This is a genomic window from Serratia sp. J2, assembly GCF_046269175.1.
Taxonomy (GTDB): Bacteria; Pseudomonadota; Gammaproteobacteria; order Enterobacterales; family Enterobacteriaceae; genus Chania; species Chania fonticola_C.
Genome location: NZ_JBKABN010000013.1, coordinates 123746 through 148742, shown reverse-complemented (window position 1 = coordinate 148742; position 24997 = coordinate 123746). Strand labels below are relative to the sequence as shown.

Below are 24997 nucleotides of genomic sequence, written 5' to 3'. Positions count from 1 at the left end.
GCAAGGAGTGATGGCGATCACAGTGCGGCCCTGATCAAACTGTAGCGCAAACCGGGCCGCCATGCTGGTTAACTGCCTTGCGGATAGAAGCGTTCCCCCTGCTCCGCCATGCGCTGCAGACGTTCACAAGGAGCAAAATACTCACCGTATTGCTGTTGCAGGTAGCGCAGGGTTTTTACCACTTTCTCCGCGCCTAGCTCATCCATATAGCGGAACGGGCCGCCAAGGAACGGCGGGAAACCAATGCCAAACACCGCGCCGATATCACCGTCGCGTGCGCTGCGCACCACGCCTTCATCCAGGCAACGCGCCGCCTCGTTGAGCATCATCATCACACAGCGTTGAGCGATCACCGCATGCTGAATATGCGCCTTGCCGGTGATACCCAACAATGGATAGATGCTGCTGTCAGCGCTCTTGCGTTTCTGGCCTGACCTACTGCCCTCGGCTGGGTACAGATAAAAGCCACGGCCATTCTTGCGCCCTTTGCGGCCGTCTTTCAGCACTGCGTCGAACGCCGCTGGAGCGGCAAAGCGTGGCCCCAGCTCCGCCGTCAGGATCGGGATAATCTTGGTGCCGACGTCGATACCCACTTCATCCAACAGCATGATGGGGCCCACCGGGAAACCAAAATCGACCAAAGCCTTATCAACCGATTCGATAGGCTCGCCTTCCAGCAAGCATCGCGCCGCTTCATTAATATAAGGAGCGAGAATACGGTTCACGTAAAAACCAGCACGATCGGCGACCACGATCGCCGTTTTCCCCTGTTTGTGGGCCAGAGCAACGGTGGTGGCAATGGTTTGTTCGCTGGTAGTGGCATGCGGGATCACTTCGACCAACGGCATTTTATCCACCGGGCTGAAGTAGTGCAGACCAATAACCTGCTGCGGCCTGGCTGCCTGCGCCGCGATTTGGCCGATCGGCAATGATGAGGTGTTGGAGGCGAATACGGTATGCGGCGCGGCATACTGTTCAATATCGGCCACCATCTGTTGCTTGAGCGCGATATCTTCAAATACCGCCTCTACCACGATGTCGATCCGTTCAAAACCGCTGTAATCGGTGCTGCCTGAAATCAGCATCATCTGTTTCTGACGCTCTGCCGGACGCATGCGTTTGCTGCGTACCCGCTTGCCCAACAGATCCCAGGTGTATTTCAACGCATGGTTGATCCCCTGCTCATTCACGTCTTTAATGCGCACCGGTAGCCCGCCACGAGTCGCCGTGACGCAGGCTATACCGCCGCCCATCAAACCACCGCCAAGTACGCCGACGCGCTGTAATTCATGAGGTTGGGCATCCCCGCCGCGCTCTTTTTTCAGCGCCGTAGAGGCAAAGAACAGGCTGCGTAATGCGGCAGACTGGGAAGACATCGCCAGTTCACCGAAGGCGCGGGCCTCCGCTTCATAGCCGCTGGCACTGCCATGATCCAGACCAGTGCGCACCACTTGGATAATACGCTCCGCTGCGGGGTAGTTACCGTGGGTTTTCTCCAGGGTCTTCTTACGCACGATGCTGAACAACAGGCTTCTGCCCAACGGACCGTTAAGCAGGCGTTCCTGCCATGGTAACGCACGGCGCGATTTCCACCCCTGTTTTACACGCTCAATGGCGGTTTGCAGCAGAATGGATTGCGGTACGGCCTCGTCCACCAGGCCCATACGCAGCGCCTGACGCGCGCGAACGTGCCTGCCCGTCAGCATCATATCCAACGCTTTGCTGGCACCAATCAGACGGGGTAAGCGCTGGGTACCACCAGAACCAGGCAGCAAACCCAACTGGACTTCCGGCAGGCCAAGCGCCGTTTTGTCATCCAGAGAACAGACGCGGCTATGGCAGGCCAAAGCCAACTCCAGCCCGCCTCCAAGGCAAGCACCATGAATAGCGGCAACCACCGGCACCGGGAACGCGGCAATCTGTGCCAGCGTGCTCTGCCCCTTCTTCGCCAGCGCTTGTGCCTCTTGGGCCGTATGGCACGCGGCGATCATGGTGATATCTGCACCGGCAATAAAGGAATCTGGCTTGCCGGAGAGGATCACCAACCCTTCCAGGGTAGCAAGCTGCTGCGCCTTGAGCAGCACGTCGTTGATCTGCTCAACAAACTCTGCCTTCAGCGTATTGACCTTCTCCCCCGGCACATCGATGGTGATCACGCCAATATTATCCGGCCGCAGGGTCAGATGAAATGTCGAAGGCTTGGCACGCTGCTCGTGCAATGCGTTCTCGAAACTCATTTTTCCACCTCCACGATCATCGCAGCTCCCAAGCCCCCGGCTGCGCAGGCAGTGGCCAGCCCCAGACCGCCACCGCGCCGTTTAAGCTCGTGTAACGTCTGGGTGATCATGCGCGCACCGGTCGCGGCGAACGGGTGTCCGTAGGCGATAGAGCCCCCCAACACGTTGAATTTATCCATATCCACCTCGCCGATCGCCTGCTCACGCCCCAGCTTCTGCTGGGCAAACTCGGTGCTGGCGAACATTTTCAGGTTGGCCAGCGTTTGCGCCGCAAAGGCTTCGTGCATATCGATCAGGGTCAGGTCGGCCAGGGTAATACCGGCACGATCCAGCGCCAACGGGGTGGCATAGGAAGGGCCGAGCAACATATCCTCCCAGACATCAATGGCGGCAAAGGCGAAGCTGCGCAGGTAGCCTAGAGGCTCCAGGCCGAGCTCTTTCGCACGGGACTCGCTCATCATCAGCACCGCTGCCGCACCATCGGTCAGTGGCGTACTGTTGGCGGCCGTGACGGTACCGTGTCGGCGATCGAATGCCGGTTTTAAGCGGGCATAAGACTCCAGGCTGGAATCTTTGCGGACGTTGTTATCTTCGGCCAGCGGGGTTTTATACGGCGGCACATAGGCGGTCATCACTTCATCGCGCAACAGCCCCTGCTCCCAGGCTTTAGCGGCCAGTTGATGTGAGCGGTGTGCCAAGGCATCCTGCTGCTCGCGAGTAATGCCGTGGGTTTTCGCCATTTGCTCGGCAGTATCCCCCATGCGCAGACCGGTAGAGTATTCCGCCACGGCGGGCGGTACCGGCATCAGATCGCGGAACTTAAGTTTACTGAACAGTTTCAAACGCTGCGACAACGTGCGGGCCTTGTTGACGTCCACCAGCGTGCGGGCAAGCGCCTTGCTAACACCAATCGGCAGCACGGAGGAAGAATCCGCCCCACCGGCAATGCCGATACTGATACTGCCGGCCATGATGCTTTCCGCCACGTTGGCAATCGCCTGGAAGCTGGTGGCACAGGCACGTGAAACGCTATAGGCATCGGTGTGCACGCTCATACCGGTGCCAAGTACAATTTCCCGCGCAATGTTGGGCGCTTCGGGCATTTGCACCACCTGGCCAAATACCAGTTGCTCAATCAGGGCGGGATCGATGCCGCTACGCGCCAGCAGCTCGCTCACCGCCGTCTTGCCAAGATCGACCGCAGGTATACCGTGATAAGCGGTAGCCTGCTTGGCGAAAGGGGTGCGCAGCCCTTGAACAATGGCGATACGGTCGCCGAGACGGGTAACCAGCGGCAATGCCTTACTCATAAACGCTCCTGAAGAGAGGCCGTCAACACAACGGACAAAAAGAGGTCTGACCTGATGAGGTCATTGTTAACCAAATGTTTACATTTGGCAAACCGGCAGAAGTGAAAACTGAGAGCGGGAGCAACTTTCTGGTAGGGGGTAAAGCGGTGCGGATACCAGCAGGGGCGGATATTACGCCCCTACGGGATCGGGTCGGGATTAACGCAGGCCGAGCTGGAAGATCATGGTTTCTGCCTGGCAGGAGAAGGTGAAATCCACATCCAGTTGCACGCCGCCGTCAACCGGTTTAATGCTACTGCTGATGTCACAAGGCTCGGACTCCACGCCGCGTGCCTTTTCAGTCAGTGCTGCCAGGGTTTGCTCTGCATCTTGCTGATTGGCAAACACTCGGCTGTAGGAAGCGGTGCAATCGGTGTTATCCATCACGGTTCCGACATCGACACAGCAGCAGGCCGCAGTTTCCTGAGCGTTACATTTATTGATTGCATCTGACATAGTTGAAATCTCCTCACGGGCCGCAGTTAAGCTCGCCCAAATAGCCATTTATGATCTGGCGCAAATAAACAAAATTCTGTGTTTATTTTACTCCTCGGGCTTGCCAATCACTAGCCTTACTTTTTGTAAGCACTTTAAGTGACGGAAATCACATAACTAAATCGCTTCGCGGTAAAAAAACATAAGAGTTTTGTTATGTGCAGGTCATTTTTTGTTATGTGGATCTCTTTTCTGATATCAATCTGGAAATATTTCAAAAACAAACTTGCAACATCTTAACAGGTCAGACCTATAATTCAGCCACTGGTCTGATTTGTCAGATTGATAACGGACCCTACAATCGCGCGCTCCATGTTACTTTGTGTAACATTGTTTAAATAATAAACACATAAAATGAGGTTTTGGTCATGAGCCAGAAAAACCTATTCACTAAATCAGCTCTCGCAGCTGCAGTGGCAATTATTTCTTCAAACGTATATGCCGCAGGATTCCAGCTGAACGAGTTTTCGGCAGCTGGTTTAGGGCGAGCCTATTCTGGCGAAGGCGCAATGGCGGATACCGCTGCCTCGGCAAGTCGTAACCCGGCAACCATGATGATGTTTGACCGCCCTTCGTTCTCTGCGGGCGCAGTATTTATCGACCCAGACGTTAACATTACCGGCACTTCACCTTCAGGCAAAAGCCTGAATGCGAATAACATTGCCCCGACAGCCTGGGTACCCAACCTGCACTACGTTCAACCGCTGAATGACCAATGGGCCGTCGGTGGCTCCGTGACCAGCAACTATGGCCTGGCCACCGAATACAGCGATAGCTACCCGGCAGGCTCTGTCGGCGGTACCACCGACCTGACCACGCTGAACCTCAACCTGAGCGCCGCTTACCGTCTGAACCAAAACTTCAGCTTCGGTCTGGGCTTCGATGCGGTGTATGCCAAAGCTAAAATCGATCGCTACGCTGGCGATTTACCGCTGCTGTTGGCAGGCTCAGGCCAATTACCTCCGTCTCTGGCTGGCCAGGTAGCAAAAATCCCTGCCGATACCCAGATTTCACATCTGGAAGGCAACAAGTGGGGTTACGGCTGGAACGCGGGCGTGTTGTATCAAGTAGATGAAAACAACCGCTACGGCTTTACCTACCGTTCAGAAGTGAAAATCGACTTTGACGGCGACTACCGCAGCAGCCTGCCCTCCGCTTATAACGGGCTATTCCAGCAGATCGGCCTGCCAATGGGGACCAACGGTAACAACGTCCCTGGTTCTCTGACCCTGAATCTGCCAGAAATGTGGGAAATCTCCGGTTATAACAAAGTGGCACCACAGTGGGCGATACACTACAGCATGGCCTACACCAGCTGGAGCCAGTTCCAGGAGCTGAGAGCAACCGACAGCAACGGCAACACCCTGTTCCAGAAGCATGAAGGCTTCCGTGATGCTTACCGTATCGCGCTGGGTACCACCTACTTCTACGACGATAACTGGACCTTCCGTACCGGTATCGCCTTCGATGACAGCCCAGTCCCAGCGGAAAACCGCTCTATCTCGATCCCGGATCAGGATCGCACCTGGATCAGCGCCGGTACCACTTACGCGTTCAATAAAGACGCTTCTGTAGACGTCGGGGTGTCTTACATGCACGGCCAGAAAGTCACCATCAAAGAAGGTCCATACACCTTCGAATCGAAAGGTTCAGCCTGGTTGTACGGTGCTGGCTTCAACTACCGTTTCTAATCTGCTTTCCTAGACAGGAACGTAAAAACGGCGGGATTACCCCGCCGTTTTCTATTGTGTTAACCCCCTCCAGCCGTAACTCAGGAAAGGTTTACCGTCGTGATGCTGTGCTCCGTTGACGGTGCATACGACTCCGGTTTTTGTTCCGCAATCTCTTCCTGCACGACTACAGCGTCAGGCTCCGCCAACGGAACAACTGGCTGTGCCTGCGGTAAAGCCGCGGTCAACGCCTGCAATGAACCACCGCTGATACCGATTTCCTGTAGCAGGGAGTCGATAACCGGGGCGTGCGTACGATAAGCGAGAGCGGCAGACATCGCCTGCTCGGCCAGGTTGCCGCCACCGATCGAAGCCGCTGCCGCACCTGCAGCGCCAGAACGGTTCAACCCATCAACCTGCAGGATCTTGATCCCGTCGATAGCCTTCATCGGCTCAACGGACTTCTCGATGATCGCCGGCAGTGCCTGCAGCAACGCCAGTTTGAACTTCAGGCTGGTCTGATCGCTGGAAAGCATGTTGACCGCTTCGTTCAACGCGCGCTGGGTTTCCGCCTCTGCCAAGCCTTTCTTACGCGCGGCTTCGGCCAGTTCGATGATGGCTGCGGCCTGCAGTTCAGCGGCCTCTTTCTCCGCACGGGCTTTCAGCGTCAGTTGCATCGCCTCGGTTTCCGCCCCTTGACGGGCTTCGATCAGAGCAACCTGCTTGGCACGATCGGCTTCGGCGGTCTGGCGCGTGGTTTCCACGTTTTGTTCCGCTTTCACCGCTTCGGTCAACGCATCATTAGCGCGCGCCTGAGCCTGGGACTGCTGCTCGGACTTGGCAGCAATGGCGATGGCCTTATCCTGTTCGGCAATTTCCGTCACTTTTTTCTGCTCGATGGCGGCCATTTCCGTGACTTTATTCTGCTCGATCTCTTTGACACGGATTTCACGGTCCGCCTCTACCTTACGGGTCCGTACCGCCTGCTCACGCTCGATTTCCGCCTCCTGAATCTGACGCTCGGCGGAGATACGGCTCTGTTCGGCCTCACGGCGGCGCTCTGCTTCGAAGGTGGCGATCCGGGAGCTTTGCTCGGCGCTGCGGGTTTTGACCTGCTGCTCCTGCTCAAGCGACATGAAGGCTTCCTGCTGCTCGATCTCCAGCTTACGTGACATGGCATCGCGGTTTTTTTCGCGTACTGCGACCTCTACGTCCTGCTCAACTTCATTACGTTCGCGACGACGGCGTTCGGTTTCCTGCGTCAGCTTGGTCAGACCTTCAGCATCGAAGGCGTTGTTAGGATCGAAATACTCTTTCGAGGTCTGGTTAAAGTTGGTCAGCGACACGCTTTCCAGCTCCAGGCCGTTTTTCGCCAAATCTTCAGATACCGTGCTCTGCACGCCCTGCACGAAGTTTTCGCGTGTGTCTTGCAGGTCTTGCATGGTCATCTGCGCAGCGGTGGAGCGTAAGGCGTCAACAAACTTGTCTTCCACCAGTTGGCGCAGATCTTCCGGTGACAGCGTACGCTGGCCCAAAGTTTGTGCTGCGGTGGAGATCCCTTCAATGGTAGGTTGCACACGGACGAAAAATGCCACCACTACGTCCACGCGCATTCTGTCCTTGGTGATCAGGCTGTCATGCATGGCACGGCTGACCTCCAGCTTCAGGGTCTTCATGTTGATTTCAACAATCTCATGGAACACAGGAAGGGAGATGGCACCACCACTCAGCACGACCTTGAGACCGCCCAGACCGGTACGAACCAACGACTGTTCTGCCGAGGCACGGCGATACAGGCGCGAAAAAATCAGTCCGATGATCAGCAGGACAACAAAGATGCCACCCGCAATCGACCCCCAAAACGTAAGACCATCACTAATTATCACTAGGGCTACCTCTCCGTAAGTATTATCAAAATAATTCCGTTAAAACCGCGTTCACAGCAGATCCGGCCAAGGGTTGGCACTGCCGCTGAAACGGGACCCGGAAATGCGGGCCGTCACCAGCACCTTGGCTCCACGCACAAAGGCGACGTCCTCCTCATCCGGTTCGATCAAAATGTAATGGGTACGCCCGTGCTCGTCAGTCAACCTGGCTTCTGCCGGGGTGCCCGCCGTGGCCGTGGCACCGGTCATAATTGCCATGCGGCCAATAAAGCTGTCCGTGGAAACGGCGCTGCTCTCGTCACGTGGCAAGTAGCGAGCAATGCCGCGGCCGCACCAGCGCACGCAGAATACGGCGACAATAAAGGCAACGATCACCGCCAGCCATACCGGTAATTCACCGCCTGCCAACCATTGCAGTATCAGGCCACTCAGTGAAAAACCGCCGAGAAACAGCACGATGATGACCAGCAGCGGCAAGCGCCCGATATGCAGCCAGCTCAGACCATGGGCGAAAACGTTCTCACCCAGGGTAATATCCGGATGGGAGTCTATAGCTGCGTCGAAATGGCTGGAAAGGGAAGCACCGAGAAACACCGCCAGCGTTTCCAGCACGCCGATAAACAGCAGCAGGAGCAGGGCGATCAAGAAAGGGGCATTGCCTGAAGAAAGTAGGTCCATATTGGCGTTCTCCGTGCGCATCACTGCGAAAATATCGCGGCAGCAGAAAACAGGCAGGAAAGAGGGGACAAAACGCGGTAAAAGGTGATGCAGCAATCCGCTATAAACGATCCTTGTTCCACACAAGCCGGTTCCCAAGCCACGGGCGCTGCCCTCCATGTAACCAGCGGCAGTCGCCTGGCGCAGATTTTAGCATTTACTGCACCGGCATCCCAGAAAATCCTCAAGAAAAATGATTATCATTTACATAAATAAAAAGGATCCCCCAAACTTCCAGGATCCTTTTTCAAACGCCATTCACCACAGGATAAGTTGAAAAAAACCTAATCCTTAGTTGGCAGAGTCGATCTCATCCAGATCGCCCTGGATCGCCTTGGCATTTGGGTTCTCCTGCGGCTTGAGCACCCCGCCCTGCGCCAGGAAGTCATGGCGTTGGAAGTAGGCGTCACGCACCATCACATAAGGATCGGAAGAGTTGCGCAGCAACCCATCGGAATCCAGCAGCTGAGCACGGGTTTCAACCCCTTCCACTACCCATTTACCCGCCGACATCCAGAAGGTGAGGTAACTCAGCACCGGATAAACGGTATCCGCCCAGTCACCACCGTCTTCACGGATGGTGAAGCTACCGTAAACCGGTAAGTGGACATACGGGCCGTAACCTACGCCGTAGTTCCCCAAGGTTCCACCGAAGCGGCGTGGTTCTTCACGCGCCAGTTTCGGGTTAGCCATACTGGCCACGTCGATCAACCCGCCCATCCCCAACAGGGTGTTGAGGAAGAAACGGTTGAAGTGCTTCATGCCCTGATAAGGGTTACCACGCAGAAATTCGTTCACCATGCTGGCTGGCTCTTCCAGGTTGGAAGTAAAGTTGCTCAAGCCATTACGCGCAGGCGTCGGGACGTAATCGCGCCATACCACCGCGACCGGGCGCAGCACGTAGGGATCCATCACGTTATAGTTGAAGTTAAACATCGCCCGGTTAAACCCTTCAAGAGGGTCGGAACGCCCTTGCGGATCGTCACCAGGCGAGCTGGCACAGCCTACCAATAACACCGTTGCGAAAGCCAGCCCAGTCAGGCGAAAGTTCATATATTTCTCCATGAAAACCCTTGGATTCTTTTTATCAGGGAACCTGTTTATCAATCTGAACGCTGACCTGCTCCTTGCCGCTATAGGCTTGCAGCGTACTATCGCCAAACCAGTCGCCCGCCTGCGGCGTTGCCAGACCATCCTGTGACAGCCTGACATGCACCTTCACCTTCTGCTGAGCCGAAAGCAGACGCTCAGGCATCATGGCGTTGCTGTCATCCAATGTGAATGATAGCGGGAAACGACTAAGTGGCAATTGCTTGACCGCTACCGGCACCGGGTTGGTTCCATCGGTAACCGAAACGATCAGCGTTCCTTGTTGTGGTAATGCTTTTGCCGCCTCTGGCGACAGCGTGACAGTGACGGAGAGTTTAACAGTTTCTGCGCCCACCTGAACTTTTGCTTGTTCAATGCTGCGCTTTATCACTGCAACACGCTGGTCATCGGCTGGTAACAGTTTCAACATTACCTGCCAGGCACCGATCGCCTGTTGGTAATCGCCCTGTTCAAAGGAGTTGAACGCCAGCAGGCTCAGTACGCGCACGTTGGTGTGATCTTCTGCCACCATGGTGCGCAGCATCGCGGTCGCCTGCTTGTTGTCTTCCGGATCGCCAGAGCGCGTCAGCACTTCGGCATAACCCAGGCGCACTTCCATATTGCTCGGATCCAGGCTGTAAGCTCGAGCAAAAGCCTGGGTCGCGGTGGTGGCATTATTCAACGCCATTCCGACACGGCCAAGCATCATCCAGTCATTCAGATTTCTGTCATCATCCTGCAATGAGGTGCGTAATCCCAAGCCAAGACGAGCGATCTCCTCCATGCTCAGCGGCTGGGCACGTTCATTGGCCACCCGCGCACGCAGTTCCGGCATTTGGGATTCTACCTGATGCCAGGCCATAACCTGAGCCAAACCGCCAGTTTTCAGATAAAAGCCAACCGACACCACCACCAGCACCATCACGCCAGGCACCAGAGCCCAACGATTGATGGGCCGAGCAGGCTGCTCATCCGGTTGTCCAGGGATATCGTTCAGCAAGTTCTGTTGCAGCTCTTTGATCAGTTCAGGGCGTTCCGCAACCACCCCTTGATCTTCATCTTGTGCCAGCTCGTCGAGGCGATCCTGGTAGAACGCCTTATTGAGCGTATCGCGGCTGGCCGCCGTACTTTCTTTGCCTTGGCGCATCACGGGCACGACCAGCAACGCGCTCGCACCGACCAACAGCACTATAATTATCAGCCAAAAAGCCATTAGGGTTTCTTCCTGTCAGTCTCTTTCAACAACGCCGCAAGACGCTGCTGCTCCTGCTCGGAGAATTCCTCGTTGACTGCGCCCGTGCGACGTTGACGGGTACGCAGTATCACCACCGCCCCGCCAATCAGCACAAACAGCAGCGGCCCGACCCACAAGATCAAGGTTGCTGGCGTCACCGGGGGTTCATAGGTCACAAAATTACCGTAGCGCGCCACCATATAGTCGATGACCTGCTGCTTGTCTTGCCCCTGCATCATCAGCTCATACACCTTGGTGCGCATGTCCGCCGCGATGATGGCGTTGGAATCGGCAATGCTGTTGTTCTGGCATTTAGGGCAGCGCAGCTGTTCGGTCAACTCGCGGTATTGCTGCTCCTGCTCCACCGAATTGAATTTGTAGGTGTCAATGGCCGCAGCGGCACTCCAGCTCAGCAATGCCGCCACCAGTAAGGTTATCAGCCTCATGCGTCGCCCCCATATTTACGATACAGCGGTAACACTTCCTGCTGCCAGACACGCTCGTTCATGTCCCCGGCGTGGCGGTAGCGGATTATGCCTTCACCGTCGATCAGGAAGGTCTCCGGTGCGCCATACACGCCGAGATCCAGCCCCAGCATGCCGTCGCCGTCGTACAGGCTCAGCGCATAAGGGTTACCCAACTGATTGAGCCACACCACCGCCTTCTGACGATCGTCTTTATAGTTTAGCCCCACTACGCGAATGCCTTTGGCCGCCAGAGTATTCAGATACTCGTGCTCCGCCCGGCAAGTAGGGCACCAGGTCGCCCACACGTTCAGCAATATCGGTTTGCCAGTGCGCAGCACCGACTGATCGAAGGTTTTACCCGGATGATCCAAGGATTCAAGCTTGAAGGTCGGCACCGGTTTACCAATCAGCGCAGACTCCAGCATGGTGGGATCTTCCCCACCGGCGTTACGCGTCAGCTGTACCAACAAGGCCACCACTAACAGCAGGAACAGGATTAACGGAATAAATAACAGTTTGCGGTTCATGCCTGCTCCCCTTGTTTGGCTTCACGTTTGAGTTTTTTGCTCATGCGATAGCGCGGATCGAGAATACACAACACGCCGCCGATCGCCATAAACACCCCACCGAACCAGATCCAGCGGACAAAAGGTTTGTAGTAAAGCCGCACGGCCCAGGAGCCATCGTCCAGCTCTTCACCCAACGCGGCGTAAAGATCGCGCGTCAGGCCACCGTCGATGGCGGCTTCCGTCATCATGCTGCGCGCCACGCTGTAATAACGTTTTTCCGCATGCAGGGTGGCTTCGGCCTTACCGTTGCGGGTGACATCGATAATCCCGACGCCGCCGGTATAGTTTGAACCACGGATATCGTGAACGTCGCGGAAGATGAAGCGATAGTCGTGAATTTCCACGCTATCACCGGCCTTCATGCGGACATCACGCTCAACGCTGTAGTTTTGGCTGAAAGCGATCCCGATCACCGTGACCGCCACGCCCAAATGGCCTAATACCATGCCCCAATGGCTACGAGAAAGGTGCCTGAGCCCCTGCCAAAAACCGTGGCGATGGGTGGCTCGCTCATGCAGCTCCATCAGGGTCAGCAAAATCACCCAGATGGCCATGATCAGCCCGACCACCGTCATGCCGACGATACTGTCTTGCAGCAGCCAAGGCAGCAGAATTGACAACACCAGCGTGATCACCAGCGCCACGCCCAGGCGACGCCAGAGCTTGGTGGGTTCGTCACGACGCCAGCGCACCAACGGCCCGATGCCCAGCAACAGCGCCAGCGGTGCCATCAGCCAGGTAAACATGGTGTTGAAGAAGGGCTCGCCGATGGAAATACTGCCCAGCCCCAACTGTTTATGCACCAACGGCAACAAGGTCCCCAATAACACCACCAGCATGGCAGCGATCAGCAAGACGTTGTTGCCCAGCAGGAAGGTTTCCCGCGAGAAGGTTTCATGCTGCACCCGGCTACGCACCTGCCCGCCCTTCACGGCATACAGCAACAGCGAGCCGCCAATCACGATCACCAGATAGGCGAGGATAAACATCCCGCGCGCCGGATCGGAGGCAAAGGAGTGAACGGAAACCAGCACGCCGGAACGCACCAGGAAGGTGCCCAACAGACACAGGGAGAAGGCCGTGATCGCCAGCAGCACCGTCCAGGCTTTGAAGGTTCCGCGCTTTTCGGTAACCGCCAGCGAGTGCATCAAGGCCGTACCGGCCAGCCATGGCATAAAGGAAGCGTTTTCGACCGGATCCCAGAACCACCAGCCGCCCCAGCCCAGCTCATAGTAAGCCCACGCTGACCCCAACACGATGCCCATGGTCAGGAAGACCCAGGCCGCCGTAGTCCACGGACGCGACCAACGAGCCCATGCCGTATCTAGCCGCCCGGCCATCAGTGAGGCAATCGCGAAGGCAAAGGCCACCGAGAACCCCACGTAGCCCATATACAGCAACGGCGGGTGGAAGATCAGCCCGATATCCTGCAACAGCGGGTTAAGGTCGCCCCCGTCGATCGGGAAACTCGGCAAGGTGCGGGTAAACGGGTTGGAGGTCATAATGATGAACAGCAAGAACCCGGCGGTGATCATCCCCATCACCGACAACACACGCGCCACGGCATCCTGCGGCATTGCACGGCTACATATGGCAACCGCCAGTGACCAGCAGCTCAGTAGTAGCACCCACAACAGCAGGGAACCTTCATGCGCCCCCCACGTTGCCGCAATGCGGTAATACACCGGTAGCTTGGTGTTGGAGTTGGCTGCTACATAGGAGACGGTAAAGTCATTGGTAATAAACGCATACACCAGGCAGGCAAATGCCAGGGCGATGGCGATAAACATGCCATAGGTTAACGGGCGGGCTACCGCCATCATGCGCGTATCCTGACGCGCCGCTCCCCATTGCGGATAAATGCTCAGCAGCAACGAAATCGCCAACGCCAGGCACAGCAGAAAACTTCCAAGTTCCGGCATCATGACTTGTTGCCCCCGTCCGGCGAATTGCTATAGGTAGCGGCCGGGCTTTTATGATTCTCTTTCATGGCATCCGCGACTTCTGGTGGCGTATATTTTTCATCGTGTTTGGCCAATACTTCGCGCGCATTGACCACGTTACCTTCTCCCAACACACCCTGTGCCACTACGCCCTGCCCCTCACGGAACAGATCCGGCAAAATCCCGTTGTAGGTTACTTCGATGGCCCCGCGGGCGTCATACACCTTGAAGCTCACCTGCAGGCTTTGCTGATCGCGTTTGACCGAGCCAGGCATCACCATGCCACCGATACGCAGGCGCTGGCCCACCTCCGGCTTTTCATGCTTTTCGCCCTTGCCTTGCAGGATCTCGCTTGGGGTATAGAACAGGTCGATATTGGAGCGCAAGGCATACAGCATCAGCGTGGCGGTCAGCGCGACGCCAATCAGTACGACAATGACCAGATAGAGGCGGCTTTTACGACGTGGATTCACTGTGATTTCTCCCGCGAGTTAACAGACTGCGGTGTGGCTGCGGATTGCTTTGACTGTTGTGACTGGCGGATACGCCGTTCACGTGACGCTTGGCGGCTGACTTCAGCCAGTAGCTGCTTGCGCTGCCACAGGGTGTGGACCAATAGCCCCAGCAGGGAAAGCAGGGTTACGGCCACGGCCAACCAAACGTAAAACGCGTAGCCGCCCATGGCGAAAAACGCCTGCCAGGAACTGAATGCAGCATTCATGACTGACGCTCCTTGTTAACCAACTCGGCGACCCACGGGCGCTGACGTTCCTGGAAAAGGATCAGGTTGCGCAGGCGCATCAAGGTCAGCGTAATAAAGAACAATAGGTAACCGAAGATCGCCCAACGCAGCGGGTAACGCATGCTTGGCGCAATGCTCTGCTGCATATTGGTTGAGCCCTGGTGGAGGGTATTCCACCATTCGACCGAGAAGTGAATAATCGGAATGTTGATCACCCCCACCAGCACCAGAATACCGGCGGCTCGCCCGGCCAGGCGGCGATCGTCGAAAGCGTTATACAGCGCAATGATACCCATATAAAGGAACAGCAATACCAGCTCTGAGGTCAGGCGTGCGTCCCACACCCACCAGGTGCCCCACATCGGTTTACCCCAGGCAGATCCGGTGACCAATGCAATAAAGGTGAACACCGCGCCGACCGGAGCCATGGCCGCGACCACGGTATCGGACATTTTCATCTGCCAGACCAGGCCGATAAACGCCGCTATCGCCATCGAGCCATAAATGCCCATCGACCAGATGGCCGCCGGAACATGAATGTACATGATACGGAAGCTGTCACCCTGTTGATAATCTTTAGGTGCGAAACCGAAGCCCCACACCCAGCCGACCAGCAGACAGATGGCGCCCGCTATCCCCAACCAGGGGACAAAGCGGCCACAGACATGGTACAGCCGTTCCGGCCTGGCAAATTGATGTAACCATTTCCACATTGTCGTCATTGCTCACGGTAAAAAATCATTCGGTAGCCGCTCCCTGATGGCAGAACGGCGAAAGTCTTGCGCACGGAAAAGCTCTTACAGGCATTCATCCGCGATTAAATTTCCAGCTAGTGTACGCTTACACGCAACGCAGCTGCGGTGGCAAAAGGCGCCAGCGTGATGCTGCCCGCCAACATCGCGCCCAGGATGGCCAGGTAACCGTCAATCGGCATCCCCATCGAGGCGGCATCTATCGCCGCAGTAGCAAATATCAGTACCGGAATATACAGCGGCAGCACCAGCAAACTCAGCAACACGCCACCTTTGCGTAGCCCCACCGTCAACGCCACACCGATAGCACCAATCAGGCTCAGCGTTGGGGTGCCCAGCAGCAGGGTCAGCGCCATCGCCATCCAGGTATTCACATCCAGCGACAGCAGCAGCGCCACCAGCGGCGACAGGATCAACAACGGCAACCCAGTCACCACCCAGTGAGCACACACTTTGCCTAACACCGTCATTGGCAGTTGCGTTGGCAATAACAATAGCTGTTCCAATGAGCCATCCAGGTAGTCATCACGAAACAATCGCTCCAGTGAAAGCAATGAGGCTAACAGCGCCGCTACCCAGATAATCCCCGGCGCAATACGCGCCAGCAATTGCGGTTCTGGCCCAACGCCCAACGGAAACAGCGTGATCACGATCAGGAAGAACCACAGCGGGTTGACGATCTCGGAGCCTTTACGAAAGGCAATTTTCAGTTCCCGCCGCAGTATGATAAAGAACATCAGGCGATCTCCGCGCTGGTCTGTGTCAGGCGAATTTTCCTTACCGCCTGCCGTGTTCCGGTTAAATCTTGATGCGTCGTTAGCAACACCATACCGCCCTGTTGTGCATGTTGCTCAAACAGCGTGGTCAGCTCCAACACGCCCTGCTTGTCTATGGCCGTCAAAGGTTCATCCAGGATCCACAGTGGGCATTTGCTGAGCCAGAGCCGTGCCAGCGCCACCCGCCGCTGCTGCCCGGCGGAAAGCTGCGCCACCGGTACATCCTCGTACCCTACCAAGCCTACCTGCTCCAGCGCCTGCCAGATGGCCTGACGATCGGATGACTGGCTAACGACCTGGTAAAACTGCAAATTCTCAAACGGGGTCAGCATGGATTTAATCCCCGGCTGGTGCCCCAGAAACAGCAGATCCAGATGATATTGCTCACGGCGATGGCGCGTATTTTCACCCTGCCACAGCACTTCACCCGCGTCTGGCTGTGCCAACCCGGCCAAAATGCGCAGCAAGCTGGTTTTGCCAGCCCCATTAGGGCCTTCCACCTGAATAATGTCCCCCGGGCTCACCAAAAAACTCAACCTGTCAAACAGAGTACGTTCATCTCGTACACAACTAAGATTTCTGGCTTCCAGCATGGAGGACTCTTATTTTTCTTTGGGATAGCGAATCATAGCATAAGCCACAGTGCGCTCGAAGCCCGCAGCCTGGCTTGGATGTACTCCATTAGAGGTAATATTGCGCATCAGATCAAAATTGCGTAGAAAAAAACAGCAACGTTAAAATTTCGTTACTTTTTAATCATTTTCCCGGCGCACTTTCCTTCGCTCCATCAGCAACTACGCTTAGTTATCAGCCAATAGGAGAATGACCGTTGAGCGTAAAACCAGATCGTCAAGCCAACAGCGATGAAAGCAGCGTCAAGGTCGAAAGCGAAGAGCACGATCGGGGCAAATCCACCATTGAGGTCGATGAGCAAAAACTGCCCTCGCGCGCCGCTGCCGTACATGAACAAATCCGCATGGAGGGGGAGAAAGAACTGGAGCGTGACTGGCTGGCGCTATTGCTTTCGGCCTTGGCGGCTGGCTTGTCGATGGGGGCTTCCCTGGCAGCAAAAGGGATTTTTCACGCACGGCTACCGGATGACCCAAGCCGGTTTTTTGTCGAGAACATCGGTTATACCTTCGGCTTTATCATCGTCATCATGGCTCGCCAGCAGTTGTTTACTGAAAACACCGTCACTGCGGTATTGCCCATCATGCATAAACCGACGCCGAAGAACTTCGTTATTCTGTTCCGCTTATGGGGGATAGTGCTGTTGGGGAATCTGCTCGGCACCGGCCTGGCCGCGCTGGCGTTTATCCATATGCCTATTTTTGATGAGAATATCCGTGCGGCCTTCACCAACTTGTCGCAGGAAATCATGCATAACACCCCGCGAGAGATGTTTGCCAACGGCATCCTGGCGGGTTGGATCATCGCCACGATGGTGTGGATGTTCCCTTCCGCCGGGGCCGCCAAGATCTGGGTGATCGTGCTGATGACCTACCTGGTGGCGATTTGCGACCTTACCCATATTGTGGTCGGTTCCGTCGAAATCCTGTACCTGGTGTTTAGCGGTGCACTCCCCTGGCAGGAGTTCTTCTACCCGTTCGCCATCCCGACGTTGGCGGGCAATATCATCGGCGGTAGCTTTATCTTCGCTCTGATCAGCCATGCGCAGATCCGCAACGATATGAGTGACAAGGCCAAGGCCGAACGGCTGAAGACACAACGGGAGAAAAAACCGAAGGAAGATACGGATCGCCAGTAAGACTTGCTGCCGCCAGCGATTCGCCGTTTGATAAGGTTGGTGCGAAATTGTATTATAAACAACGAATAACATTCTTACCCGGCGAAAGGTGTTAGATGTTCGACTTAAAACTTAGAGAAGTCAGCAACGGATTATCGGCGAAAGAACGTGGCGTAGCCGAGTATATTATTGCGAATAAACAGTCGCTAAAAAATATGAGTATCCAGACGCTGGCAAAAGCTAACGACGTCAGCACCACCACCATTCTACGTCTCTGCCATAAGCTGGGGTATCAAGGATTTAGCGATCTTAAAATCGATTTGATCACCTCGTCGGGTTTCAGCAAACAAGATAATGTGTTGCAGGAAGACATTAATCTGGATGACTCAATAGAAACGGTGAACGGTAAAATTCACCTGATAGAAAATTCCTCTATTGATGAAACCCACGCCATGATGAATAGCGAGCAGTTGGCCAAAGCCAATGAGCTCATCAGAAATAGCAATAAAGTGGTGATCTACGGAGCAGGCAGTAGCGGACTGGTAGGTAAAGAGCTCGAATACCAGTTGATCAAGATAAAGAAAGACGTGAGCTGCCACCTGGACTACAGCATTCAATTTAGCATCGTCAATACCCTGGATAAACACGATCTGCTGATCATTATCTCCCACTCCGGTGAAAATCAGGATGGCGTCAAGTTGCTGACCCTGGCACAGCAGTTGGGTGTCCCTTCTATCGCCATCACCAAAATGGGACAAAGCCGCATCTCTGGCTTGGCCGATGTGTTATTGCACACCATTTCCACGGAAAGCGTTTCCCGCCTGATCCCTATCCGCTCCAAGATTTCACAGCTTTCGGTGATTAATATGTTGGTGACTAACCTGTTTATCCAGCAGTACGACGAGCGTTTATTAAAGCAAACCCAAACCCGCGCAGAACGTTTTTACAACCAAAACAACAAGCCTTAACCAGGCCGCTGGGGGCGCTCAATGCTGCGCCCTAGCCACTTCTAGCTATGCCCTCCATTACCGCCTCAAGCCTATGCATGCCTAGCTACTAAAGAGTGATCGGCTTCTCAGAACGCAGAAAATCCACTTCTCATGGTGTCCATTTCAATTCGAAGGTAATAGTATTACTAAAAAATAAAACACACAAAGTAATAATGTTACACAAAGGATTATCCAGGAGAGACGATGCAAGCTGAGATCCCTGTCATATTAGTGAGCCACGGCCCCTTTGCCCAAGGTGCGCTGACCTGTGCCGAGATGCTGATCGGTAAGCAAGAAAACGTTGCGGTGGTCTCCATTCAGGAAGACACCAATATCAGTGATGCGCGCGTCACGCTATTTGACACCTATAAATCGATTAACCAGGGCAATGGAGTGGTGATCCTGGTGGATATGATGGGTGGCTCGCCGTGTAATTTGTCTTGCGAGCTGTTGTTAACCCATGATGACGTGTTGTTATTCTGCGGTTTTAATATTCCGACCCTGCTTGAAGTTTTCAGCAATCGCGAGTTGCCATTAAATGAGATTGGAACCGTTATCGAGGAGGTTTTTCCAAATAGTTGCTTCAACGTTGGGAAGGCCTTACAAGCCGAGCGGGAACAGTCAACCGAACTTTAAGGAAAGATACCATGCCAATTAATTTAGCCAGAATTGATGACCGCCTTATTCACGGCCAGGTGATCACCACATGGGTTAAAAACCATGATATTGAACAGATCCTGATTATTAATGACAAGGTTGCCGGTGATAGCGTTCAGCAATCGGTGATCACCATGTCAGCACCGCCTGAATTAAAGGTTCAGGTATTTGGCGTACAGAAGTTTATCGATGTACTGAAAAAGGCAGAAATTAAAAGACGCACCATGCTGCTGTTTACCAACAGTGTCGATGTCCACGCGCTGGTAGAAGGTGGGCTGAAAATTGACAAGCTGAACGTGGGTGGCATGAGAATGCAGGAAGGCAGAAAGAGCCTTTCGCGGGCCGTTGCGGTAACACCAGAAGAAGAGCAGGCGTTTAAATCACTGATTGCCAAAAATATTGCGGTAGAAATACAAATGGTGCCGAAAGATCCCATTGTGGAACTGAAAACATTGATCGATTGATTAGGTAACTTTTTACGTAATCGCTGGGGGATACAACGATGTTAATGGAAGCAATCTTGGTGGCCATTTGGGCAGGTATCTGCTCAATGGATGACGTAGGGCCACAAATGCTGCGGCGGCCGTTGTTAACCGGCACGGTAGCGGGCATCATCATGGGGGACATGGTTCAGGGGTTGGCGATCAGCGCCACGCTTGAACTGATGTGGATGGGCATCGGTAACGTAGGCGCCTACTCTGCTCCCGATATCATTGCGGGATCGATCATCGGTGTCGCTTTGGGTATCGCCTCCAAAGGCGGTATTGCCGCGGGTATCGCGCTGGCAGTTCCGGTCTCTATTCTTTGCCAGCAACTGCTGATCGTCTGGCGCTCTTTTGCCAGCTTCTTAAACGTCTGGGCGGAGAAATCCATTCAATCGGGGGACTATCAAGGCCTGGTCAAGGTCCACTATTTCTCGACGCCGCTGTGGTTCTTGATCCGTGCCGTTCCCTGCTTCCTGGCAATCTACTTTGGTGGGGACCTGGTCAGCAAAGTGTTAGAAGCCATACCGGCCAGCATTTTAACCGGCATGGGCGTGGCGTCTAAAATGATCCCAGCCATCGGCGTATGTATCTTATTGCTGATGCTGTTAAAGGGCCGGATGTGGTTCTTCTTCCTGCTAGGCTTTATTCTGACCACCTATTTAAAGCTGCCGATTATTCCGATTACCTTTATCGCCCTGGCCTTTGCCGTGCTTTATGACATGGCTTATACCAACGGCATGAATACTCCGGCACCAGAAAAGAGCAAAGCGACCGCAACGGACACTGAAGAAGAGTATGACTTATGAACGAGACAATTTCATATCATGGTGTGAGCCCCACCACTCAGGAAAAAAAGCTGACCAAGGCCGATTTAAACCGTATTTTCTGGAATATTCAGACCATGTCATTCTCATATAACTATGAGAAGCTGCAAACTATTGGCTTTGCGCATTGCATGATCCCGGTGCTCGACAAGTTGTACGCCGATGCCGATAAAGAAACGCGCGTACGGGCCATGAAGCGGCACCTGGAATTCTACAATTCACAGATTAACACTGGCGCACTGATTTTGGGCGTTACCGCCGCGCTGGAAGAAAAAACCACAGAAGAAGAGAAAGAAGCAGTAGTTTCTGTTAAGGCCGGTTTAATGGGCCCGCTGGCCGGTTTAGGCGATAGCCTGTTGAAATTCACCTGGCTGCCGATCTGCGGCAGTATCGGTGCCGCATTTGCCCTGCAGGGTAATCTTATCGGCCCGATACTGATGTTTATTCTCTTTAACCTGGTCAACATCGGCTCGAAATATTTCTTTATCCATTATGGCTACAACAAGGGCGTGGATTTAATCGAGCAATCGAAAAACTCCAACATCATTCAACGCATCTCAAACGTGGCCAACGTGGTGGGAGTGATGGTGCTAGGATCGCTAATAGCCACCACCGTCAAGATATCGACCCCCTTGGTGATCGCGGTTGGCGAGCAGTCGATAAAAGTCCAGGAGATGTTTGACAAGGTTGCGCCTAACTTGCTGACGTTACTGTTCTCCTTGGGCATATTCTTCCTGGTCAAAAAGTTTAAAGGAAAATATACGGTGTCACTCATCATTGCAATGATGGTGTTCGGCGTCATTTGCTCCATGTTTGGCATTTTAAGTTAAAGGGAATAGTGATGAATTCGAAGATTCGGTTATCCGTCAGCAGAAAAAACAAGACCCAACTCGAGATAAGCTTTAATTCAGATGCAGGCCCGGTGTCGCTATACTGGACAAAAGATAATGACGCCAACAGTCAGGAACGCTATTTAATTACGGGCAATGCCTCTAGTCCCTATTTATTGGACGATCCGTTAAAGGCCGAACAGCGCGTTTATTTTATTATCGAGCAGGGAGGCCAAACTTTTCTTAGCGCAGAAAGAACCCTTCCCGTTGGCGGATTAAATAACTTCCGGGATTTTGGCGGCTACGTGGGTGCCGGTGGCAAACAAGTAAAATGGGGAATGTTGTACCGCTCGAACCATTTATACCACCTCAGCCCACAGGCCGTGGCATACATCGAATCGTTGCAGATTCAGACCATTATTGATTACCGCAGTGCCAATGAGATTGCCAAAAGCCCCAACGACGCTGTTGGTGAGAAAAGAACCTATCATCTGGATGCAGCGGCACAAACCGCAGAGCTGGCGGCCCAGTTTTCCGCCGAGCCCAGTGACGAAGATCGTATGCTGATCGAAAGCGTTATGCGTGATATCCCTGCAGAACTGATCAATGGGCAAGGCGCACAGGTTTTAGAACAATACAGACACTTCGTGACCAGTGACAAGTCTAAAACAGCGTTTAAGGCCATGATTGAGGTGTTGTTAGATAAAGACAACAGCCCACATATTCAGCACTGCCGTGGGGGCAAAGACCGCACGGGCTATGGCGCTTTATTGGTTTTATCCATGCTGGGGGTTTCAGAGGATGACATTATTGCCGATTACCTGCTAACCCAGGCCAACCGGATGGAGCGCAACGAGGTAAAAATGGCTGCCTACCGTAAAATAACCGACGACCAAAATGTGCTTGATTACCTGCATACGCTGATTGATACGCGGGAATCCTTTATTGTTGAGGTGTTCAACACTATGAAACAACAATCTGGTAGCGTTGCGGGTTACATCAAGCAGGAATTAGGCTTTACCGACGCCGACTTTAGCAAGATGCAGCAAAACTTTTTAATTTAACCCCTTAGAACCAGACAACTTCTTGATACCACGGCGGCAGCTGTGGGGCACTGTGACATGCCTCGTTCCTGCCGCTCGCCCTTCACCAAAGCGACTGACTCCTGCCATCAATGCTCACTGATGGGCGGCTAACGGCAATAAATGGGCTAAAAACAGAGAAAACCGGTTACATTTCAGACGATCAGGCCAATAACCTCTTAAACCCAAGCGTAAAAATGGGTATACTGCGCGCGCTGTGTCCCCTTAGTTAAATGGATATAACGAGCCCCTCCTAAGGGCTAGTTGCAGGTTCGATTCCTGCAGGGGACACCAAATGTATATCTCCTGAACTCTACCTAAATCAACAAAAACCCCGTATAATCAATTATAAACCTACCATGCAGGCATATTGACATCAACAGACGTCTACCCCGTTCAACTGAAATCAACAACTGTTCGGGGGCCTATTTGGGGGCTTACTATGTTCAACAATAAATGAGGCCCCCAAAATGCCACTCAATGCTCGGCAGATTGATACCGCAAAGCCAAAAGAGAAAATCTATAAGCTCGCTGATGGTGGTGGGCTTTACCTACAAATCAATGCCAATGGCTCTAAATACTGGCGAATGAAGTATCGATTTGCTGGTAAAGAGAAAAAGCTTTCATTTGGGATCTATCCTGATGTTTCTCTTGCTGACGCACGCACCAAACGTGAAGAGGCAAGAAAGTTGTTAGCCGCAGGAAACGATCCTGGTGAAGTGAAAAAATTGGACCAACTAGCAAAGAAGCGCTCCGTTGAAAACACTTTTGAATCTATTGCCACTGAATGGTATACCTCAAAGGTTCCTAGTTGGTCAAAAAACTACGCCGATTATGTCAGTAGAGCATTTAAAAATAATGTTTTCCCACATATCGGCTCTCGACCAATCAATGAAATAAAACCCCTTGAACTTCTATCATTGCTACAACGGATCGAGAAGCGTGGAGCTCCAGAACTAGCCAATAAAGTACGCCAACGATGTGGTGAAGTTTTTCGTTATGCGATTGTAACTGGTCGAGCTGAATACAACCCTGCTCCAGACCTCGCTAGTGCTTTACAAGGATACCAAAAACAAAACTATCCTTTTCTTTCTGTTTCAGAACTACCCGAGTTTCTGAATAAACTGACGCTTTACACTGGAAGTATGACGACTCAGTTAGCTACTCGTTTGCTAATGTTAACAGGTTTAAGAACAGTCGAACTACGTATGGCTCAGTGGAGCGAAATCGATTTTGACAACAGCATTTGGGAGATCCCAAAATCACGTATGAAGATGAAGAGAACGCATCTGGTACCGTTATCCTGTCAGGCTGTGGATGCACTTCGTCAACTAGAAAAAATCTCGAGCAACTACAAACTGGTTTTTGCCGGGCGAAATGATGTGAACAAGCCCATGAGCGAAGCTAGCATCAACATGGTCTTGAAACGGCTAGGTTATGACGGCAGAGCTACTGGTCACGGCTTCCGGCACACAATGAGCACTATTTTACATGAGAAAGGATTTAATTCTGCGTGGATTGAAACTCAATTAGCTCATGTGGACAAAAATTCCATTCGTGGTACGTACAACCACGCCCAGTATCTTGATGGACGTAAAGAAATGATGCAGTGGTATGCTGACTACATCGACTCGCTGGCTGGCATCACTGACAAATAGACAAACGTAATTCCATAGAGAAGGCATCCGCTCGTTAATGAGCCGGTGCCTTTTTGCTTTTTAATGTACTGAAAAAAGGAGAATACAGAAATGACAACGATATGCCCGGAATGCGGCTCTGAACGTATCAGCGAACGCCATATTGGCAGGACTACAGGAGGTATAGCCGGTGGTGTAGCGGGAGCACTCAGTGGCGCTAGCGCTGGAGCAGCAATGGGCTCTGTTGTCCCTATCGTGGGAACAGCAGCAGGGGCCGTTATTGGTTCATTGCTGGGACGGTTTGTCGCTGGTGCTACAGCAGGCGCTGTGACGGGGTCTGCAATGGACGGGGTTCTGTTCGACCGGTTTGAATGTCGGAACTGTGACCATACCTTCGATTGATGCTTAGTGGTATTCCTCGTCAACAGGCCAAAGTTACTGAGGCCTTATATCAATCAATACATACGGTTGGGATCTATCTCATCGTACTACTCAATGTCGCCCCCTCCTTTGATTGATCTGATGCAACGATCGTTAGTCGATCATTGATAGCAAAAGACTATCAAATATAAAATATCGATCGTTATAATCAATAGGTTTCACAGATCAGTTTCGCTACTTCGATCGGTTTTAACGATTTCAGATATCAGTGAAGTTCGTTTAGTCTATTTGTTGAACATAGGTCCCTGAAAACTCAGCTAACCACACTGTGGTGCCTGTTTTTAGTAAACACTATTGAATGGAGGCAAAAATGTCCGAACGTTTTGAAGATAGCCCTGAGTATGAAGACTGGATCCAGGAAACTGGCGGAAGGGATGAA

At 53.3% G+C, this 24997-nt stretch carries 24 protein-coding genes and 1 tRNA gene; 10 read left to right on the top strand and 15 right to left on the bottom strand.

Annotated elements, in window-relative coordinates:
• Positions 1 to 68: 68 nt before the first annotated feature.
• The 3 genes from fadJ to ACKWMY_RS15205 all read right to left on the bottom strand — a co-directional run bounded on the left by fadJ (position 69) and on the right by ACKWMY_RS15205 (position 4042).
• A complete protein-coding gene (fadJ, locus tag ACKWMY_RS15215) occupies positions 69 to 2237 on the bottom strand; it encodes a fatty acid oxidation complex subunit alpha FadJ (RefSeq protein WP_409486560.1) in 2169 nt (722 codons plus the stop codon).
• Positions 2234 to 3547, bottom strand: a complete 1314-nt coding sequence (fadI, locus tag ACKWMY_RS15210; protein WP_024529161.1) for an acetyl-CoA C-acyltransferase FadI — start codon at positions 3545 to 3547, stop codon at positions 2234 to 2236. Before fadI ends, fadJ begins: the two co-directional genes overlap by 4 nt.
• Positions 3548 to 3745: 198 nt before the next feature.
• Positions 3746 to 4042: a YfcZ/YiiS family protein gene (locus tag ACKWMY_RS15205; protein WP_074032198.1), complete on the bottom strand. Its 297-nt coding sequence runs from the start codon at positions 4040 to 4042 to the stop codon at positions 3746 to 3748.
• Between the two features lie 407 nt (positions 4043 to 4449).
• On the opposite strand from ACKWMY_RS15205, the gene fadL reads away from it, so the two are divergent.
• Complete coding sequence (gene fadL, locus ACKWMY_RS15200) at positions 4450 to 5772, top strand: long-chain fatty acid transporter FadL (protein ID WP_409486559.1); 1323 nt, start codon at positions 4450 to 4452, stop codon at positions 5770 to 5772.
• Positions 5773 to 5852: 80 nt separating this feature from the next.
• Here fadL and ACKWMY_RS15195 read toward each other — a convergent pair whose 3' ends face one another.
• From ACKWMY_RS15195 to ccmA, 12 genes are all read right to left on the bottom strand, one after another.
• Positions 5853 to 7637 carry a flotillin family protein gene (locus ACKWMY_RS15195; RefSeq protein ID WP_211135928.1) on the bottom strand — a complete coding sequence of 595 codons (1785 nt, stop codon included), beginning with the start codon at positions 7635 to 7637 and terminating at the stop codon, positions 5853 to 5855.
• 51 nt (positions 7638 to 7688) lie between these two features.
• Positions 7689 to 8315 (bottom strand): OB-fold-containig protein, encoded by a 627-nt coding sequence (locus ACKWMY_RS15190; protein ID WP_199063696.1) that lies wholly within the window; start codon positions 8313 to 8315, stop codon positions 7689 to 7691.
• A 330-nt stretch (positions 8316 to 8645) separates the two neighbouring features.
• On the bottom strand, positions 8646 to 9407 hold the full coding sequence (gene mlaA / locus ACKWMY_RS15185; RefSeq protein ID WP_024529166.1) for a phospholipid-binding lipoprotein MlaA: 762 nt from the start codon (positions 9405 to 9407) through the stop codon (positions 8646 to 8648).
• Between the two features lie 34 nt (positions 9408 to 9441).
• Positions 9442 to 10656 carry a c-type cytochrome biogenesis protein CcmI gene (gene ccmI / locus ACKWMY_RS15180; protein WP_409486558.1) on the bottom strand — a complete coding sequence of 405 codons (1215 nt, stop codon included), beginning with the start codon at positions 10654 to 10656 and terminating at the stop codon, positions 9442 to 9444.
• Positions 10656 to 11123, bottom strand: a complete 468-nt coding sequence (locus tag ACKWMY_RS15175) for a cytochrome c-type biogenesis protein CcmH (protein WP_074030651.1) — start codon at positions 11121 to 11123, stop codon at positions 10656 to 10658. Before ACKWMY_RS15175 ends, ccmI begins: the two co-directional genes overlap by 1 nt.
• Positions 11120 to 11671, bottom strand: a complete 552-nt coding sequence (locus tag ACKWMY_RS15170; protein ID WP_409486557.1) for a DsbE family thiol:disulfide interchange protein — start codon at positions 11669 to 11671, stop codon at positions 11120 to 11122. The genes ACKWMY_RS15175 and ACKWMY_RS15170 overlap by 4 nt, the downstream gene beginning before the upstream one ends.
• On the bottom strand, positions 11668 to 13638 hold the full coding sequence (locus tag ACKWMY_RS15165; protein WP_074030649.1) for a heme lyase CcmF/NrfE family subunit: 1971 nt from the start codon (positions 13636 to 13638) through the stop codon (positions 11668 to 11670). Before ACKWMY_RS15165 ends, ACKWMY_RS15170 begins: the two co-directional genes overlap by 4 nt.
• Positions 13635 to 14129: a cytochrome c maturation protein CcmE gene (gene ccmE / locus ACKWMY_RS15160; RefSeq protein ID WP_024529171.1), complete on the bottom strand. Its 495-nt coding sequence runs from the start codon at positions 14127 to 14129 to the stop codon at positions 13635 to 13637. Before ccmE ends, ACKWMY_RS15165 begins: the two co-directional genes overlap by 4 nt.
• Positions 14126 to 14377 carry a heme exporter protein CcmD gene (ccmD, locus tag ACKWMY_RS15155; protein ID WP_074030647.1) on the bottom strand — a complete coding sequence of 84 codons (252 nt, stop codon included), beginning with the start codon at positions 14375 to 14377 and terminating at the stop codon, positions 14126 to 14128. The genes ccmE and ccmD overlap by 4 nt, the downstream gene beginning before the upstream one ends.
• Positions 14374 to 15111 carry a heme ABC transporter permease gene (locus ACKWMY_RS15150; RefSeq protein WP_024485095.1) on the bottom strand — a complete coding sequence of 246 codons (738 nt, stop codon included), beginning with the start codon at positions 15109 to 15111 and terminating at the stop codon, positions 14374 to 14376. The genes ccmD and ACKWMY_RS15150 overlap by 4 nt, the downstream gene beginning before the upstream one ends.
• A 116-nt stretch (positions 15112 to 15227) precedes the next feature.
• Positions 15228 to 15887 carry a heme exporter protein CcmB gene (ccmB, locus tag ACKWMY_RS15145; protein ID WP_021806074.1) on the bottom strand — a complete coding sequence of 220 codons (660 nt, stop codon included), beginning with the start codon at positions 15885 to 15887 and terminating at the stop codon, positions 15228 to 15230.
• Entirely contained in the window at positions 15887 to 16519 is a 633-nt protein-coding gene (gene ccmA, locus ACKWMY_RS15140; protein ID WP_409486556.1) for a cytochrome c biogenesis heme-transporting ATPase CcmA, read from the bottom strand. Before ccmA ends, ccmB begins: the two co-directional genes overlap by 1 nt.
• A 236-nt stretch (positions 16520 to 16755) precedes the next feature.
• Between ccmA and ACKWMY_RS15135 the strand changes: the two genes are divergently transcribed.
• The 9 genes from ACKWMY_RS15135 to ACKWMY_RS15095 all read left to right on the top strand — a co-directional run bounded on the left by ACKWMY_RS15135 (position 16756) and on the right by ACKWMY_RS15095 (position 24198).
• Positions 16756 to 17694, top strand: a complete 939-nt coding sequence (locus ACKWMY_RS15135; RefSeq protein ID WP_409486555.1) for a formate/nitrite transporter family protein — start codon at positions 16756 to 16758, stop codon at positions 17692 to 17694.
• Positions 17695 to 17789: 95 nt separating this feature from the next.
• Complete coding sequence (locus tag ACKWMY_RS15130) at positions 17790 to 18641, top strand: MurR/RpiR family transcriptional regulator (protein ID WP_409486554.1); 852 nt, start codon at positions 17790 to 17792, stop codon at positions 18639 to 18641.
• 225 nt (positions 18642 to 18866) lie between these two features.
• Positions 18867 to 19298: a PTS sugar transporter subunit IIA gene (locus ACKWMY_RS15125; RefSeq protein WP_074030643.1), complete on the top strand. Its 432-nt coding sequence runs from the start codon at positions 18867 to 18869 to the stop codon at positions 19296 to 19298.
• Positions 19299 to 19309: 11 nt separating this feature from the next.
• Positions 19310 to 19783 carry a PTS system mannose/fructose/N-acetylgalactosamine-transporter subunit IIB gene (locus ACKWMY_RS15120; RefSeq protein WP_024485100.1) on the top strand — a complete coding sequence of 158 codons (474 nt, stop codon included), beginning with the start codon at positions 19310 to 19312 and terminating at the stop codon, positions 19781 to 19783.
• A 38-nt stretch (positions 19784 to 19821) separates the two neighbouring features.
• Complete coding sequence (locus ACKWMY_RS15115; protein WP_071684095.1) at positions 19822 to 20610, top strand: PTS mannose/fructose/sorbose/N-acetylgalactosamine transporter subunit IIC; 789 nt, start codon at positions 19822 to 19824, stop codon at positions 20608 to 20610.
• Positions 20607 to 21458: a PTS system mannose/fructose/sorbose family transporter subunit IID gene (locus ACKWMY_RS15110; protein WP_074030642.1), complete on the top strand. Its 852-nt coding sequence runs from the start codon at positions 20607 to 20609 to the stop codon at positions 21456 to 21458. Before ACKWMY_RS15115 ends, ACKWMY_RS15110 begins: the two co-directional genes overlap by 4 nt.
• A gap of 11 nt (positions 21459 to 21469) precedes the next feature.
• Positions 21470 to 22522 carry a tyrosine-protein phosphatase gene (locus tag ACKWMY_RS15105; RefSeq protein ID WP_409486553.1) on the top strand — a complete coding sequence of 351 codons (1053 nt, stop codon included), beginning with the start codon at positions 21470 to 21472 and terminating at the stop codon, positions 22520 to 22522.
• A gap of 237 nt (positions 22523 to 22759) precedes the next feature.
• Positions 22760 to 22834: transfer RNA gene (locus ACKWMY_RS15100), tRNA-Arg, on the top strand.
• 176 nt (positions 22835 to 23010) lie between these two features.
• Positions 23011 to 24198 carry a tyrosine-type recombinase/integrase gene (locus ACKWMY_RS15095; RefSeq protein ID WP_409486552.1) on the top strand — a complete coding sequence of 396 codons (1188 nt, stop codon included), beginning with the start codon at positions 23011 to 23013 and terminating at the stop codon, positions 24196 to 24198.
• The last annotated feature ends 799 nt before the right edge of the window (positions 24199 to 24997 follow it).

What these genes read in the sequence shown, in the direction of transcription:
- ACKWMY_RS15105 (WP_409486553.1), top strand. Translation starts at nt 21,470, where the DNA reads ATGAATTCGAAGATTCGGTTATCCGTCAGCAGAAAAAACAAGACCCAA.
- ccmB (WP_021806074.1), bottom strand. Translation starts at nt 15,887, where the DNA reads ATGTTCTTTATCATACTGCGGCGGGAACTGAAAATTGCCTTTCGTAAA.
- fadL (WP_409486559.1), top strand. Translation starts at nt 4,450, where the DNA reads ATGAGCCAGAAAAACCTATTCACTAAATCAGCTCTCGCAGCTGCAGTG.
- ACKWMY_RS15150 (WP_024485095.1), bottom strand. Translation starts at nt 15,111, where the DNA reads ATGTGGAAATGGTTACATCAATTTGCCAGGCCGGAACGGCTGTACCAT.
- mlaA (WP_024529166.1), bottom strand. Translation starts at nt 9,407, where the DNA reads ATGAACTTTCGCCTGACTGGGCTGGCTTTCGCAACGGTGTTATTGGTA.
- fadJ (WP_409486560.1), bottom strand. Translation starts at nt 2,237, where the DNA reads ATGAGTTTCGAGAACGCATTGCACGAGCAGCGTGCCAAGCCTTCGACA.
- ccmA (WP_409486556.1), bottom strand. Translation starts at nt 16,519, where the DNA reads ATGCTGGAAGCCAGAAATCTTAGTTGTGTACGAGATGAACGTACTCTG.
- ACKWMY_RS15095 (WP_409486552.1), top strand. Translation starts at nt 23,011, where the DNA reads ATGCCACTCAATGCTCGGCAGATTGATACCGCAAAGCCAAAAGAGAAA.
- ACKWMY_RS15130 (WP_409486554.1), top strand. Translation starts at nt 17,790, where the DNA reads ATGTTCGACTTAAAACTTAGAGAAGTCAGCAACGGATTATCGGCGAAA.
- ACKWMY_RS15190 (WP_199063696.1), bottom strand. Translation starts at nt 8,315, where the DNA reads ATGGACCTACTTTCTTCAGGCAATGCCCCTTTCTTGATCGCCCTGCTC.
- ACKWMY_RS15115 (WP_071684095.1), top strand. Translation starts at nt 19,822, where the DNA reads ATGTTAATGGAAGCAATCTTGGTGGCCATTTGGGCAGGTATCTGCTCA.
- ccmD (WP_074030647.1), bottom strand. Translation starts at nt 14,377, where the DNA reads ATGAATGCTGCATTCAGTTCCTGGCAGGCGTTTTTCGCCATGGGCGGC.
- ACKWMY_RS15175 (WP_074030651.1), bottom strand. Translation starts at nt 11,123, where the DNA reads ATGAGGCTGATAACCTTACTGGTGGCGGCATTGCTGAGCTGGAGTGCC.
- ccmI (WP_409486558.1), bottom strand. Translation starts at nt 10,656, where the DNA reads ATGGCTTTTTGGCTGATAATTATAGTGCTGTTGGTCGGTGCGAGCGCG.
- ACKWMY_RS15125 (WP_074030643.1), top strand. Translation starts at nt 18,867, where the DNA reads ATGCAAGCTGAGATCCCTGTCATATTAGTGAGCCACGGCCCCTTTGCC.
- ACKWMY_RS15205 (WP_074032198.1), bottom strand. Translation starts at nt 4,042, where the DNA reads ATGTCAGATGCAATCAATAAATGTAACGCTCAGGAAACTGCGGCCTGC.
- ACKWMY_RS15170 (WP_409486557.1), bottom strand. Translation starts at nt 11,671, where the DNA reads ATGAACCGCAAACTGTTATTTATTCCGTTAATCCTGTTCCTGCTGTTA.
- fadI (WP_024529161.1), bottom strand. Translation starts at nt 3,547, where the DNA reads ATGAGTAAGGCATTGCCGCTGGTTACCCGTCTCGGCGACCGTATCGCC.
- ACKWMY_RS15110 (WP_074030642.1), top strand. Translation starts at nt 20,607, where the DNA reads ATGAACGAGACAATTTCATATCATGGTGTGAGCCCCACCACTCAGGAA.
- ACKWMY_RS15165 (WP_074030649.1), bottom strand. Translation starts at nt 13,638, where the DNA reads ATGATGCCGGAACTTGGAAGTTTTCTGCTGTGCCTGGCGTTGGCGATT.
- ACKWMY_RS15120 (WP_024485100.1), top strand. Translation starts at nt 19,310, where the DNA reads ATGCCAATTAATTTAGCCAGAATTGATGACCGCCTTATTCACGGCCAG.